The organism is Actinoplanes sp. TBRC 11911, from assembly GCF_012933445.1.
In the GTDB taxonomy this organism is placed as follows: domain Bacteria; phylum Actinomycetota; class Actinomycetes; order Mycobacteriales; family Micromonosporaceae; genus Actinoplanes.
This window is the reverse complement of the sequence record NZ_JABBNC010000014.1, coordinates 1-12,958: the sequence shown is the minus strand read 5'-3', so window position 1 is coordinate 12,958 and position 12,958 is coordinate 1. Positions and strand designations below refer to the sequence as shown.

Annotated in this window: 10 protein-coding genes and 1 pseudogene; 6 read left to right on the top strand and 5 right to left on the bottom strand. The window is 71.6% G+C overall.

Annotation, left to right across the window (positions count from 1 at the left end; genetic code table 11):
- Positions 1-30: 30 nt before the first annotated feature.
- Together HH310_RS20190 and HH310_RS20185 are read right to left on the bottom strand one after the other, a co-directional pair.
- Positions 31-1,008, bottom strand: a complete 978-nt coding sequence (locus tag HH310_RS20190; protein ID WP_248294198.1) for a tRNA (adenine-N1)-methyltransferase — start codon at positions 1,006-1,008, stop codon at positions 31-33.
- Positions 1,009-1,027: 19 nt separating this feature from the next.
- Entirely contained in the window at positions 1,028-2,119 is a 1,092-nt protein-coding gene (locus tag HH310_RS20185; protein WP_169177303.1) for a site-2 protease family protein, read from the bottom strand.
- A gap of 183 nt (positions 2,120-2,302) precedes the next feature.
- Between HH310_RS20185 and HH310_RS20180 the strand changes: the two genes are divergently transcribed.
- Together HH310_RS20180 and HH310_RS20175 are read left to right on the top strand one after the other, a co-directional pair.
- Positions 2,303-3,265: a PD-(D/E)XK nuclease family protein gene (locus tag HH310_RS20180; protein WP_169177148.1), complete on the top strand. Its 963-nt coding sequence runs from the start codon at positions 2,303-2,305 to the stop codon at positions 3,263-3,265.
- Positions 3,266-3,693: 428 nt separating this feature from the next.
- Positions 3,694-4,296, top strand: a pseudogene (locus HH310_RS20175) (LuxR C-terminal-related transcriptional regulator); the annotation flags it as partial.
- A 1,075-nt stretch (positions 4,297-5,371) separates the two neighbouring features.
- Here HH310_RS20175 and HH310_RS20170 read toward each other — a convergent pair.
- On the bottom strand, positions 5,372-6,184 hold the full coding sequence (locus HH310_RS20170) for a DUF4097 family beta strand repeat-containing protein (RefSeq protein WP_169177147.1): 813 nt from the start codon (positions 6,182-6,184) through the stop codon (positions 5,372-5,374).
- A 12-nt stretch (positions 6,185-6,196) separates the two neighbouring features.
- Complete coding sequence (locus tag HH310_RS20165) at positions 6,197-6,736, bottom strand: toxin-antitoxin system HicB family antitoxin (protein WP_169177146.1); 540 nt, start codon at positions 6,734-6,736, stop codon at positions 6,197-6,199.
- Between the two features lie 253 nt (positions 6,737-6,989).
- On the opposite strand from HH310_RS20165, the gene HH310_RS20160 reads away from it, so the two are divergent.
- Positions 6,990-7,742 (top strand): ABC transporter ATP-binding protein, encoded by a 753-nt coding sequence (locus tag HH310_RS20160; RefSeq protein ID WP_169177145.1) that lies wholly within the window; start codon positions 6,990-6,992, stop codon positions 7,740-7,742.
- A complete protein-coding gene (locus HH310_RS20155) occupies positions 7,742-10,273 on the top strand; it encodes an ABC transporter permease (protein WP_169177144.1) in 2,532 nt (843 codons plus the stop codon). The genes HH310_RS20160 and HH310_RS20155 overlap by 1 nt, the downstream gene beginning before the upstream one ends.
- Here HH310_RS20155 and HH310_RS20150 read toward each other — a convergent pair.
- Positions 10,242-10,928 carry an HAD family phosphatase gene (locus HH310_RS20150; protein WP_169177143.1) on the bottom strand — a complete coding sequence of 229 codons (687 nt, stop codon included), beginning with the start codon at positions 10,926-10,928 and terminating at the stop codon, positions 10,242-10,244. The two genes, HH310_RS20155 and HH310_RS20150, sit on opposite strands and share 32 nt — an antisense overlap.
- A 95-nt stretch (positions 10,929-11,023) precedes the next feature.
- Here HH310_RS20150 and HH310_RS20145 point away from each other — a divergent pair, with 95 nt between their 5' ends.
- Complete coding sequence (locus tag HH310_RS20145) at positions 11,024-12,013, top strand: aldo/keto reductase (protein ID WP_169177142.1); 990 nt, start codon at positions 11,024-11,026, stop codon at positions 12,011-12,013.
- A gap of 14 nt (positions 12,014-12,027) precedes the next feature.
- Positions 12,028-12,753: a YqjF family protein gene (locus HH310_RS20140; RefSeq protein ID WP_169177141.1), complete on the top strand. Its 726-nt coding sequence runs from the start codon at positions 12,028-12,030 to the stop codon at positions 12,751-12,753.
- The last annotated feature ends 205 nt before the right edge of the window (positions 12,754-12,958 follow it).

Genomic DNA, 12,958 nt, shown 5'->3' with positions numbered 1-12,958 from the left:
CGGTCGTGCGTTGCCTGCCAGTTGGGGAAGCTACCCGAGCTCAGTGCCCGGCGTCACATCTCTGGCCTTCTTTTGCGCGTACGCCTCGGCACCCTTGCTGGGCTTGCGGCGGCGCGGCGGGGCGATCACGCCCGGGGCCAGCCGGCGGGCCGAGACCAGGAACGCGGTGTGGGCGACCATCCGGTGGTCCGGCCGGACCGCGAGGCCCTCGGCGTGCCAGTCCCGGACCAGCGACTCCCAGGCCCGCGGCTCGGTCCACCCGCCGCGTGCGCGCAGCGCCTCCACCAGCTCGGACAGCTGCGGGGTGGTGGCCACGTACCCGATGAAGACGCCACCGGGGATCAGCGCCTTCTCGACCATCGGGAGGGCCTCCCACGGGGTCAGCATGTCCAGGATGATCCGGTCGAAACCGGTCTCCGTGTTGTCCGCCACATCACCCTGGTGCAAATGCCACGCCGGGTGCGGACGGCCGAAGAACGCCTCGACGTTCTTGCGGGCGATCGCGGCGAAATCTTCCCGGAGCTCGTACGAGTGAAGTTGCCCCTCGTCGCCGACGGCGCGCAGCAGCGAGCAGCTCAGCGCGCCCGACCCGGCGCCGGCCTCGAGCACCTTCGCGCCGGGGAAGACGTCACCCATCGCGACGATCTGGGCGGCGTCCTTCGGGTAGATCACCTGGGCGCCGCGCGGCATGGACAGCACGTAGTCGCTCAGCAGCGGGCGCAGCGCCAGGTAGGGGGTGCCGCCGGCGGAGGTCACGACACTGCCCTCGGGGAGGCCGATCAGGGCGTCGTGATCCAGAGCGCCGCGGTGCGTGTGGTACGACTTGCCGGGCTCCAGCACGATTGTGTGCATTCGTCCCTTGGGATCGGTGAGCTGGACGCGGTCGCCGGCGTGGAACTCGCCGCGGCGTGCCTCCTGCCGCGTTCCCGGGCGTGTTTCCGGCTCGGCGGCCGGTTCCTGCCGGTCGGCGTCGTGCTCTTCCTGGTCGGCGGCGTGCGTGATGGTCAAAGCTCTTCTCTCTGGTCGGTCACCGAGCCGGGCGGGGCCGGCGTGGCTCGAGGATCGCGGCGACGTCACCGACGCGCAGCACCCCCACCACATCCTCGCCCGAGGTGACCACGTACTGCGCGGCCGGGTGCGCCTGGAGCGCGCGCACCACCTGCTCGCCGGTCAGGCCGAGCCGCAGCGCGGGAACCGCGTCACGGGAACGGGCCACGGTGTCGACCGCCACCCACGGGCGCCGGTCGACCGGGACGCGCTCGGCGGCGACCGGATCGACCAGTGCGGTGAGATTACCGGCCGAGTCCGAGACGGCGAGCACCACGTTCGGGCGCGGGTCCTCGGAGCGGCGCCGCTGTGCCTCGCCCAGCGGGGTGCCGGCCGGGACGACCAGCAGCGGACGGGTCAGGCTGGCCAGGTCGACGAGCGGGAACCGGCTGGTCATCCGGGCCAGCCGGATCGACTGGCCGGCGCCCTGCCATAACGTGAAGACCACGAGCAGCACGAAGAGCAGGCCGAAGATCGTCAGAGTGTTCAGCTGATACAGCCAGACCGCCACGAGAGCGGTGACCCCGGCCAGCGCCCGGCCCGCCCAGCCGGCCGCCGCGGTGGCCCGGTTGCGGTCCTTGAACAGCGCCCACAGGCCGGCCCGTAACGCCCGGCCCCCGTCCAGCGGCAGGCCCGGCAGCACGTTGAAGATCGCGACCAGGATGTTGCTGGCGGCCACCTGGAAGACGATCTGCCCGACCACGGTGCGGTCCGGTAACACGAACGAGGCGGCGGAGGCAGCCCCGCCCAGCACCAGCGAGACGGCCGGACCGGCCAGACTGACCAGGGCGTCGACCCGCGGGCTGGGGGCGTCGCGGTCCATCTCGGTCCAGCCGCCGAGCAGCTCCAGGGTGATCCCCCGCACGCCGATGCCGAACCGGCGGGCGGTGAGAGCGTGGCCCAGCTCGTGCAGCAGCACCGAGCCGAGCAGGCAGACCACGAAACCCAGCCCGACCAGATAGCTGAACGGGTCGGCCAGGGCGAGCTGCTCCCGCACGTAGTTCCCGTAGACGACGGTCACCAGGGCGGCGAGCAGCAGCATCGATCCGTTCACGAAGATCGGGATGCCCATGACCTGGCCCACCGGCCGGGCGCCACGCGCCGTCCGGCGGGGAGGCGGTGGACTGTTCTCGACCCGGCCGTTGCTCACGACGTTGATGCTACGAAACGCGTGTCACAGGGCTTCCCCGGCTCGTTCTTCGTTTTACGGGTGCCCTCGGCGTTTTTGTCGTACCCCTGGCCTAGCCTGCTTTCCATGACGGCCCCGACAGTTCCCCCGCAGCCTGCGAACGAAGCGTTCACGGGTCCTTCGCTCTCGCCGTCGCGCGCGGCCGACTTCAAGACCTGTCCGCTGCTGTTCCGCTTCCGCACCATCGACAAGCTGCCCGAGCTGCCGTCGGCCGACCAGGCCCGGGGCACGCTGGTGCACGCGGTGCTGGAGAGCTTGTTCGACCTGCCGGCCGCCGAGCGCACGCCGGAGGCGGCCGCGGCGCTGGTCGCGCCGTCGTGGGCGCGCCTGCTGGAGCAGGAGCCGGCGCTCGCCGACATCTTCACGGCCGCGGCGCCGCCGCTCACCGATCCGGCCGCGCTGGCCGCCGAGGCGGACGCGACCGGCCTCCTCGATATCCCCGTTCCGGACGCGCCGGCGCGGCTGGCGGCCTTCCTGGAGAGCGCGGGCAATCTGCTCGACGGCTACTTCGCGCTGGAGGACCCGCGCCGGCTCGAGCCCGCCGAGCGCGAGACCCTGGTGTCCACGCTGGTCGACGACGAGTTGCTGATCCGGGGTTATGTCGACCGGCTCGACATCTCCCCGGCCGGCGACCTGCGCGTCGTCGACTACAAGACCGGCGGCGCCCCGCGCGAGGCGTTCGAGGGCCGCGCCCTGTTCCAGCTGAAGTTCTACGCCTTGGTGCTGTGGCGCACCCGCGGTGTCGTCCCCCGGGTGCTGCGCCTGGTCTACCTGCGCGACGCCGAGATCCTCGACTACAGCCCCGAGGCCGAGGAGCTGGAGCGTTTCGAGCGCACGCTGGTCGCCCTGTCCCAGGCGATCGAACGCGCCAAACAGGACAAGGACTTCCGCCCGAAACCGAGCCGCCTGTGCGGCTGGTGCAGCCACCAGGCCGTGTGCCCCGAGTTCGGCGGCACGCCCCCGCCGTTCCCCGAGCCGGCGCCACCGGCCACACCGGACACTGACGGGAGCGACGATCGCCTAGGGTGACGGTCATGCCTTTACGGGTGCTGCTCGTCGACGCGGCGCCGATGCAGCGGTCCGGCCTGCGCGCGGCCTTGACCGCGGCCCGCCGCCCGACCCCCGCCTTCGGCGACGGCGCGGGCGCTGACGGCACGGGCGCTGACGGCACGAGCGCTGACGGCACGAGCGGCACGGGCGCTGACGGCACGAGCGGCACGGGCGCTGGCGGCACGAGCGGCACGGGCGCTGGCGGCACGAGCGGCACGGGCGCTGGCGGCACGAGCGGCACGGGCGCTGGCGGCACGAGCGGCACGGGCGCTGGCGGCACGAGCGGCACGGGCGGCACCGGCGCTGGCGGCACGCGGAGCGCGGGCTCTGGCGGCGCGAATGACGGGCGCTCGCGTAACGCGGGCGGCGCTGGTGCGGGCGGCGCTGGTGCGGGCGGCGCTGGTGCGGGCGGCGCTGATGACGTCGAGATTGTCGTCGCCGGGGAGACCGGGGACGGCGGGGAGGCCGTCGAGCTGGCCCGGCGGCTGCTGCCCGATGTGCTGATCACCGACCTGGTGCTGCCGCGCGTCGACGGGCTTGGCGTGACCCGGGCCGTCACCGAGGCGGGGCTGCCGGTGCGGGTGCTGGTGCTGACCGCGCACGACGAGGACGAGCACGTGCTGGGCGCGATCGCGGCGGGCGCGGGTGGGTTCATCCGCAAGGACGCTCCCGCCGCCGAGCTGGTGGCCGCCGTCCGGACGGTGGCGGCCGGCGGCGCGGTGATCACCCCGGCGGTGCTGGCCCGGATCCTGACGAGGGTCGCCGAGGCGTTGCCCGCCCCGGAGACGACGACCACGTCCAAGCTGGACGCCTTGACCGAGCGCGAACGCGAGGTCCTGGTGTACGTCGCCCGCGGCCACTCGAACGCCGAGATCGCCGCCGCCCTGCAGGTGAGCGAGACGACGATCAAGACCCACGTCGGCCACGTCCTCACCAAGCTGCGCCTGCGCGACCGCACTCAGGCAGTGGTCCTCGCCTACGAAACAGGCTTGGTGAAGCCCGGCGCCTAGAGCGTGCGACCCGCGCCCGCCTAGCCGTCCGGTCAAAACTTCGGGAGTTCCCCGTTCGGGGCTCGGTCCGGGCCTCTCCGTGGTGGCCGCAAGCCTCGTCGCCGATCCCACTATGCGGCGATCCCGACCACATCCTGGACTTTCTTGAGACCTTGGAGACCTACGCCCATATGCGAGCCATAAATATCCAAGGTCCACAAAACAGGGCGGAAAACCACCGCACAAAAGCCGCGTGAGCGGACGAAATGAGCCTCCACGGTGGACCTAAATCCCACATCATGGACTCGCCGCCAGGATGTGGTCGCCGGTCCCACACATCGGACACATGTCCCACATCATGAGCCGCGTAGGACGGCGGGCGCCGCTTGGCCGGCTCGGCGGCCGCCGTGCGGATTACGCGTCCCGGCCGCCGCGTAGCGAACCCGGGCCCCCGCGACGATCCCGTCCGACGCTCGGTCAACCCGACCCCCGCGACGACCCCGTCCGACGCCCGGCCAACCCGACCCCCGCGACGATCCTGTCCGGCGCCCGGCGATCCTGGCCCGGCTGCTGCCGAACCACCTGGTCCCGACGCACGCGGCAAAGCCGACCAACCCCGCGACCTCTGACGCATAGTCGCCGGCGGTACGGGCACCAACGCCGGCACCGCCCGCACTCCCCACACCTCGGCCCCCGAGCCCGAGGTGTGGGGAGTGCGCCAGCCCGCCGTTCGGAGTCCGCACACCCGGCGCCGGTCACGCCGGGGCCCGCTGCCTGGGCATTTCCGGGGGCGGTAACGGACGCTCCAGGAAGCCGAGAGCCGCTGATACCTGCCCGCGCGCTGACGCCGGGCGCGGCCGGCCGCCGATCGACGCGGCCACCCGCATCACCAGATCCGCGCTCCGCGGGCCCAAGCGCCCAGCCCGCATCACGAACTCCCCGCTCCGCGGGCCCAAGCGCCCAGCCCGCATCACGAACTCCCCGCTCCGCAGGCCCAAGCGCCCAGCCCACATCACGAACTCCCCGCTCCGCGGACCCAAGCGCCCAGCCCGCATCGCGAACCCCCGGCCTCGAGGGCCCAGGGACCCGGCCGGCATCAGGCGGCCGCCCGGACCGCGGCTCGGTGGATGTGGATGTCGCCGCTCGCGGTGCGGGCGCGCAGCTCCAAGGTCGCGGTCGAGTCGGGGACCGGGGCCTCGCCGCGGGCGGTCAGGTCGCTGATCGTCTTGCCGGACATCGTGTTCAGGTCCATCCAGACGCCGGTGCCGGGGGCCACGCCCACCTGGATGTCGCCGGACGCGCTCTTCAGCTGGGCCTGGCCCGCGCGCAACTGGCCCACCTGGATGTCGCCGGAGGCCGTGGACGCCTGCAACGAGCCGCCGCCGAAGCGCAGCCGCAGGTCGCCGCTCGCCGTTTCCATGGTGACGTCACCGGTGACGTCACCGATGTTCACGTCGCCCGAGGCGCTCTTCGCCCGGAGCGTCCCGCCGACCCGGTGGATCGTGATGTCGCCGGAGGCAGCGCGCACGTCGGCGTCGCCGGTGACCTCGGCCAGGTCCACGTCGGACGAGGCCGTCTCCAGCTCGACCGCGGACCACACGCCGGCCGCCCGCACGTCGGCGGCCGCGGCCCGGCCGGTCAGTGCGCTGCCGATCGGCACCCGGGCGACGATGCGCAGCTTGTGCGAGCGCCGCCACATCCAGGAGTCGGAACCCGGTGTCTGGATCACCAGCGTGTCGCCCTCGATCTCGACGCGGGTCTTGTCGGCCGCCTCCTGGGCGCCGGCGCTGCTGCTGACCGGCGTCACCTCGACGACGATGGCGTCACGCTCCTCGGCGACCATCTCGACGGTGCCGGTCTGGGTGCGCAGCGCGACGGTGACCGGGGTGGAACGGGGGAACTCGTACATGAATCAGCCCTCCTAGGCCTGGAAGAAACCGGTGACGCGCTTGCCCGCGCGCACCGTGGGGGTAGCCGGAACGATTGCCTGCGAGACCGCGCGGACCAGCCACGCGTTGACCGAGATGCCCTCGGCCGCGGCGGTCTGTTCGACCTGAGCCTTGAGTGCTTCGGGCATGCGCAGCGTGAGCCGGGTGAGGTCACCGCCGTCCGGCACCGGCGCCGCCGGGGCGGCGGGAAAAGCCGCGGCGGCGGGAAAAGCCGCGGCGGCGGGGAAAGCCGGGGCGGCGGGGAAAGCCGGGGCGGCGGTGACATCCGGTGCGGCGGAGGTGACCACCAGATCGGCCGAGCGGCCGCGCAGCCGGACGTCGACACTCGCGTCCGGCAGCCGGGTAGTGATCTCCGCGGCCGCGTCGGACAGCGCCTCGAGAAGCGCCAGCCGGGCCGAGGACTCCAGCGCGTGCCCGAGCAGCTCGGCGGCCCGGGTCGTCTCCTCGCCGCCGGGGGCCGCCGCGGCGGCCAGGTCGGCTCGGAGTGTTTCGAGGTATGGCGTCAAATCCATGACACCACTATGACGTCATCGATGACGTCAGTCAAGCGTCAAACCAAGAAACTCAGGGTCACCCCTGAGACATCCCTGGGTGCCACCCGTACCCGAAGACCGGTGTCCGGTTCCGCCTCGGGACGGACGATTCCGCGTCCGCACGTCGAAACACTGAGCGTGCCGGCCGGGTGGAAAAGCCCGGCCGGACCAGACGAACGGCCCGGCCAGACGGGGGCGGGCCGCACGCCGGAAACCAAGGGGGCAGGCAGAGATGATCGGGACCAAGGCGCTGGAGCCGGTAGCGGCGCGCGCCGACGGCTTGTGGAAGGTGTACGGCGACGGAGACGCGCGCGTCGTCGCCCTGCGCGACGTCAGCGCGAGCTTCGCGCGCGGCCGGTTCACGGCCATCATGGGCCCCTCGGGCAGCGGCAAGTCGACGCTGATGCACTGCCTGGCCGGCCTCGACACGGCGACCCGCGGCACCGTCCACATCGGCGGCACCGAGGTCAGCGGCCTGCGCGACAAGGCCCTCACCCGGCTGCGGCGCGACCGGGTGGGCTTCATCTTCCAGCAGTTCAATCTGCTGCCGACGCTGACCGCGGCGGAGAACATCCGGCTGCCGCTGGACATCGCCGGCAAGAAGCCCGACCCGCAGTGGTGGGACACCGTGATCGAGACGGTCGGCCTCGAAGACCGGCTGTCGCACCGGCCCAGCCAGCTCTCCGGCGGCCAGCAGCAGCGGGTCGCGTGTGCGCGCGCCCTGATGAGCCGGCCCGACGTCATCTTCGCGGACGAGCCGACCGGCAACCTGGACTCGCACGCCGGCGCCGAGATCCTGTCGTTCCTGCGGGCCAGTGTCCGCGAGCACGGCCAGACCATCGTGATGGTCACGCACGACCCGGTCGCCGCCTCCTACACCGACCGGGTGATCTTCCTGGCCGACGGCGAGGTCGTGGCCGAGCTGGACCACCCGACCCCGGAGGCCGTGCTGGAGAAGATGAAGGCCCGGGAGGTGCTGGTCTGATGCTGCGCGCGACGCTGAAGAGCCTGCTCGGCCGCAAGCTGCGCCTGGTGCTCTCCGGTCTGGCGGTGGTGCTCGGGGTGATGTTCGTGGCCGGCGCCTTCGTGGTGACCGACACGCTGGGACGCTCATTTGACTCGTTGTTCGCCGACGGGTTCTCGCAGACCGACGTGGCCGTCGAGGCCAAGCCGAAGATCGCCGTCTCGGAGGCGGAGGGCGAGCAGGTCGCCACTCCCCTGCCCGCGTCGATAATTCAACAAATATCCGGAACAACCGGCGTCGAGAGCGCCACCGGCATCGTCAACGCCGACGGCGCCCGCGTGATCGGCTCCGACGGCAAGGTGCTGACCAGCTACGGCCCGCCAAGGATCGGCCAGAACTGGGTCGGCGAGGACGCCCTGCTCCAGCTGCGCGAGGGACGCGGCCCGGACAAGAATGATGAGATCGCCGTCAACGCCGCCGTCGCGAAGGCCGCCGGCATCCACCTCGGCGACCGGGTCGGCGTGCTCACGCTGGAACCCAAGAAGACGTTCACCCTGGTCGGCATCTGGGGCTACAGCGGCAACCGGGACTCGATCGGCGGCCTGCAGGAGGTCGCCTTCACCACCCCGGTCGCCCAGCAGCTGATGATCGGCGAGAAGAACGCCTTCACGATGATCAACGTCAAGGTCAAGGACGGCGAGACCCCCGAGGCCGTACGCGACCGGATCGCCACCGCGGTCGGCGACAACTACCAGGTCCGCACCGGCAAGCAGCTCGCCGCGGACAGTTCCAAGGAGCTCAAGGAGGGGCTCAGCTTCTTCAACAAGATCCTGCTCGGGTTCGCCGGGGTCGCCCTGTTCGTCGGCGTCTTCCTGATCCTCAACACGTTCTCGATCATCGTGGCGCAGCGCACCCGGGAGCTGGCACTCATGCGGGCGCTGGGCGCGAGCCGGCGCCAGATGATCGGATCGGTGCTGCTCGAGGCCATCATCATCGGCCTGGTCGCCGCGGCTCTCGGGCTCGCCGCCGGGGTCGGCGTCGGCGCCCTGCTCGGCTTCTTGTTCGTGCAGCTCAGCGGCGGCGGGTTCGCGCTGGCCCCGCTGGCCGTGCCGATGTCGGCGATCCTCAGCTCGCTGATCGTCGGCGTCGTGGTCACCGTGGTCGCCGCCGTGATGCCGGCGCTGCGCGCGTCGCGGATCGCGCCGGTCGCCGCCATGCAGGACGTGGCCACCCCGGACCGGCCGCTCACCCGGGTCAGCGTGGCCGGCGCCCTGGTCGGCGCGGCGGGTGCCACCCTGCTCGGCGTCGGCCTGTACGCGACCAGCAGCCTCATCCTGACGCTGAGCGGGATCCTCATCACCTTCATCGGCGTGGCGCTTTTGACTCCACTGCTCTCCAAGCCGGTGGTGGCCCTGCTCGGACGGTTGTTCGCATGGTCAGTGCCCGGACGCCTCGGCCGGCTCAACTCGGGGCGCAACCCGAGGCGTACGGCGATAACCGCGGCCGCCCTGATGGTCGGCATCGCCCTGGTCACCGGCGTGACCGTGGTGATGAACTCGGCGAAGACCAGCCTGAGCGCGCAGGCCGAGGACACCATCAAGGCGCAGATCGTGATCAACGGCGATCAGAACAGTCCGCGTCCACCGAGCTTCGACCCGGCCGTGCTGCGTCAGGCGAGCGGGATCACCGGCGTACGGGCTGTCGCGGGGTTGTGGAATGACCAGGCCGTGGTGAACGGCAAACGCACGTACGTGCACGCGACCGAGGATTTGGCGCAGCTCAGCGAGGCGTTCGGCGGCCCGGCGCTGGCGAGGTTGAAGCCGGACCAGATCGCGGTCAGCACCCAGGAGGCCACCGATCGGCACTGGCAGGTCGGCAGCACGCTCGACGTCCAGCTGTCCCGGGGCGACCCGGAGAAGCTGACGATCGCGGCCACCTACGACGAGGACACGATGCCGGGCAGCTACTTCCTGCCGGCCGCGGCCACCAAGGAGTTCTCGGTTCCGCAGCCGGTGTTCGGCTTCGTGCGGCTCACCGACGGCACCCCGGTCGCGCAGGCGCTGCCGCAGGTGAAGGCGCTGCTGGTGGACAGCCCCGAGGTGTCCGCCGAGGACCGGACGGCGTTCATCGAGGGACAGGCGTCGACGTTCGACACCGTCATCACGATGGTGCAGGTGCTGCTCGCGCTGGCGATCCTGATCGCGGTGCTGGGCGTGGTGAACACGCTGGCGCTGTCGGTACTGGAACGCACCCGCGAGCTGGGCCTGCTGCGCGCGGTCGGGCTGGGCCGCGCGCAGACCATGCGGATGGTGACCGTCGAGGCCGTGGTGATCTCGGTCTTCGGGGCGCTGCTCGGCGTCGCGGTCGGGGCCGGGCTGGGCGCCGCGGTGGTCCGCGCCCTGAACGGCGAGGGCATCACCGACCTGGTGCTGCCGTGGACCAACATGGGCCTCTACCTGGTGCTGGCCGCCGTGGTCGGGGTGCTCGCCGCGGTGCTGCCGTCGATCAAGGCGGCGCGGCTCAACGTTCTGGCCGCAATAGCTCACGACTGACGAGCAGGTTCGCCAGATAGGCGGGGTCCACGCCCACCAGCGAGGTGCGCAGGTGGACCCCGTCGGTCGGCGGCAGCTCCAGCTCGGCCGGCACCGCGAGCACCGCGGCCCCGGAGGCGAGCGCGCTGGCCACCCCGGTCGGCGAGTCCTCGATGGCCACGCAGTCCTCGATCGGCACCCGTAACAGCGTCGCCGCCGTGCGGTACGGCTCCGGGTCCGGCTTCGGCATGCGCACGTCGTCGCCGCAGACCACGACGTCGAAGTTCTCCGCGCCGATGGTCTTCAGCGCCACGTCGACCAGGGCCCGCCCGGTGGAGGTCACCAAGGCGGTCGGCAATCCCGCCATCCGGACAGCGTGCAGCAGCTCACACGCGCCCGGCCGCCACACCAGACCCTCCGCGAACAGCTCCAGCACGCGCGCGACCAGCCACGCGACATCCGGCGGCTCGGGCCGGTCGGGCTGACCCAGGTCGTCGCGCATGATCTGCATGCTGACCGCCATGCTGGTGCCGATCATCGCCTTGCGGCCCGCGTCGGAGAGCGTGCCCCCGGCGCGAACGGCCAGCTCGCGCAGGGCGATGTCCCAGACTTTCTCGCTGTCGACCAGCGTGCCGTCCATGTCAAAAAGAACCGCGGCGGGTTGTCGTGTGTTCATCAATCGCCATTCTTCCCGGTACGCCGCAACAAAGGCAGGCGCCGGTTACATGTGTCACCCGGCGACTCGTTCATTGCCGGCGTAGCTTTCGCTGTATGAAGCATCTATCACTCGCGGGATTAGACGTGACCCGCCTCGGACTCGGCCTCATGGGCATGTCCTCCGCCTACACCGGCGCGCACTCCGACGACGCGGAGTCGATCCGCACCATCCACCGGGCGCTGGACCTGGGCGTGACGTTCTTCGACACCGCCGAGTCGTACGGTCCGTACACGAATGAACGCCTGGCCGGAAAAGCCCTGGCCGGCCGCTGGGACCAGGTGGTGATCGCCACCAAGTTCGGCTACTACTCGCATCGCGACGGCACCGCCGAGCCGACCGAGCGCCAGATCGACAGCCACCCGGACAACGTGCGCTTCGTCCTGGAGGCTTCGCTCAAGCGTCTCGGCACCGACCACGTGGACCTGCTCTACCAGCACCGGGTCGACCCGACGGTGCCGATCGAGGACACCATCGGCGCGATGGCCGAGCTCGTGCAGCAGGGCAAGGTGCGGCACATCGGCATGTCCGAGGCCGCCGTGAGCACGATCCGCCGGGCCCATGCCGTGCACCCGATCACCGCGCTGCAGTACGAGTACTCGCTGTTCACCCGCGAGCCCGCCGAGGAGATCCTGGCGCTGTCCCGCGAGCTGGGCATCGGCTTCGTCTCGTACTCGCCGCTGGGCCGCGGCATCCTCACCGGCAAGGTGCGCGACACGAAGGCGATGGACCCCACCGACTTCCGCTACGGCAACCCGCGCTACGCCGACGAGAACATGGCGCACAACCTGGCCCTGGTCGACGAGGTGGAGGCGATCGGCCGGGAGACCGGCGCCACGCCCGCGCAGGTCGCGATCGCGTGGGTGCTGGCCCAGGGCGACGACATCGCCGCGATCCCGGGCACCAAGGCGGTGGCGCGGCTCGAGGAGAACGCGGTCGCCGACGGCCTGGAGCTCACGAAGGACCAGTTGGCTCGCCTCGACGGCCTGCAGCCCGCGGCCGGCGACCGCTACGTCGGAATCAACGCCGCGCAGGCGGGCCTCTAGGGCAGAATGCGGGCATGCCGGCCTTCGTCGAGGACATCAGCGCCGAGACGCCCCGGCCGGTCCGCACGCCCGCCCTCACCCAGCGCTGGACCGACCTGGCCTTCCTGCATTGGCCGGTCGATCCGGCGCGGGTGGCGCCATTGCTGCCGCCCGGCACCGTCCCGGACACGATCGACGGCGTGACGTACGCCGGCCTGATCGGTTTCCGGATGGAAAACATCGGCTTCCTGAGCGGCCCCCCGATCCCCTATTTCGGCACCTTCTGCGAGACCAACATCCGTCTATACAGTGTGGACGGCGAGGGCCGGCGCGCCGTCGTCTTCCTCTCACTCGACGCGGAGCGTTTACTGCCGGTTCTGGTCGCCCGCGTGACGTTGCGCCTGCCGTACGTCTGGTCCCGCATGCGCCTGACCCGCACCGGCGACGTCCTCGACTACCGCTCACGCCGCCGCTGGCCGGGCCCTCCCGCGACGTCCCGGATCCGGATCCGCACCGGCCCGGCAATCCCCGACCCGAGTCCGCTCGACCATTTCCTGACCGCCCGCTGGGGACTGCACACCGACGCCTGGGGCCGCACCATCCACCTGCCCAATGAGCATTCACGCTGGCCATTGCATCGCGCCGAACTGCTCGACCTCGACGAAACACTGCTCGCCACCGCCGGCATCGGGGTGAGTGGCCCACCGGTGAGCACGCTCTACTCTCCTGGCGTCAGCGTTGCGTTCGGCAAACCCCGTTAGCCGTACGGGATCATCGCAATGGCGCTCGTGGGCAACGACGAGGCCGTCGCCACGCCAGGCCGTCGCGACGACCGGCCGGTGCGCGGCTCCAGGCCGGCAAGTCCTAACCGTGGTGGTAGGCGGTGAGTGACGTGGTCCCGGTGCAGCCCGTGGCGCGGTGGCGCGGTGGCGCGGTGGCGCGGTGGCGCGGTGGCGCGGTGGCGCG

Excerpts from the sequence above, each read along its gene's own strand:
- HH310_RS20185 (WP_169177303.1), bottom strand. The coding sequence starts at position 2,119 with ATGGGCATCCCGATCTTCGTGAACGGATCGATGCTGCTGCTCGCCGCC.
- HH310_RS20180 (WP_169177148.1), top strand. The coding sequence starts at position 2,303 with ATGACGGCCCCGACAGTTCCCCCGCAGCCTGCGAACGAAGCGTTCACG.
- HH310_RS20170 (WP_169177147.1), bottom strand. The coding sequence starts at position 6,184 with ATGTACGAGTTCCCCCGTTCCACCCCGGTCACCGTCGCGCTGCGCACC.
- HH310_RS20165 (WP_169177146.1), bottom strand. The coding sequence starts at position 6,736 with ATGGATTTGACGCCATACCTCGAAACACTCCGAGCCGACCTGGCCGCC.
- HH310_RS20160 (WP_169177145.1), top strand. The coding sequence starts at position 6,990 with ATGATCGGGACCAAGGCGCTGGAGCCGGTAGCGGCGCGCGCCGACGGC.
- HH310_RS20155 (WP_169177144.1), top strand. The coding sequence starts at position 7,742 with ATGCTGCGCGCGACGCTGAAGAGCCTGCTCGGCCGCAAGCTGCGCCTG.
- HH310_RS20150 (WP_169177143.1), bottom strand. The coding sequence starts at position 10,928 with ATGAACACACGACAACCCGCCGCGGTTCTTTTTGACATGGACGGCACG.
- HH310_RS20145 (WP_169177142.1), top strand. The coding sequence starts at position 11,024 with ATGAAGCATCTATCACTCGCGGGATTAGACGTGACCCGCCTCGGACTC.
- HH310_RS20140 (WP_169177141.1), top strand. The coding sequence starts at position 12,028 with ATGCCGGCCTTCGTCGAGGACATCAGCGCCGAGACGCCCCGGCCGGTC.